Origin of the sequence: Arthrospira sp. PCC 8006 (assembly GCF_046480465.1) — a bacterium.
GTDB classification, from domain to species: domain Bacteria; phylum Cyanobacteriota; class Cyanobacteriia; order Cyanobacteriales; family Microcoleaceae; genus Limnospira; species Limnospira platensis.
The window spans coordinates 1-621 of record NZ_PKGG01000516.1 but is presented as its reverse complement, the minus strand read 5'-3'; the positions used below and the strand labels follow the sequence as shown (position 1 = coordinate 621).

At 57.4% G+C, this 621-nt stretch carries 1 protein-coding gene; it reads right to left on the bottom strand.

Annotated elements, in window-relative coordinates:
• Positions 1-20 precede the first annotated feature (20 nt).
• Positions 21-590, bottom strand: coding sequence for an Lrp/AsnC family transcriptional regulator (locus B9T16_RS29135; protein WP_410246442.1), 570 nt, complete (start codon positions 588-590; stop codon positions 21-23).
• Between the last annotated feature and the right edge of the window lie 31 nt (positions 591-621).

The window sequence follows — 621 nt, the reverse complement described above, 5'->3', positions numbered from 1 at the left end:
GAGAAGTGGGCTCTTCCGATCTAGTTGACAGGTGGGAGTTGGAAAGTTGGAAAGTTGACAGGTGAGAGGTGGGGGAAGGGCGAGAGTTGACAGGTTGGAAGTCCGAGAGTGGACAGGTGGGAGGGGGGGGAGTKKGWRAGTTGGAGAGTTGGAMAGTTGACAGGTGACAGGTGGGGGAAGTCCGAGAGTTGACAGGTCCGAGAGTTGNACAGGTGGGGGAGTTGGAAAGTTGGAGAGTTGGAAAGTTGGAAAGTTGACAGGTGACAGGTGGGGGAAGTCCGAGAGTTGACAGGTTGGAAGTCCGAGAGTTGACAGGTGACAGGTGGGGGAAGTCCGAGAGTTGACAGGTGGGAGGTGACAGGTGGGGGAAGTCCGAGAGTTGACAGCTTCGCGACAACGTCCTGAATCACCCCGTCCCGCCGCAACCGCTTCACCCGTTCATGCACCGCCGGGGCCGAAAGATTGACCAGCTTCGAGAGTTCGGCATAGGGCCGGTCGGCGCGTTCGGCCAGCAGCCTTAACAGCTTTCGGTCCGTCTGATCGAGGCCCGCGGGATGCGGCTTGTCGCGCCGAATGCCATTCGTTTTCATCTGTGCATTTCCTGATTTCATTTGCTTGAAT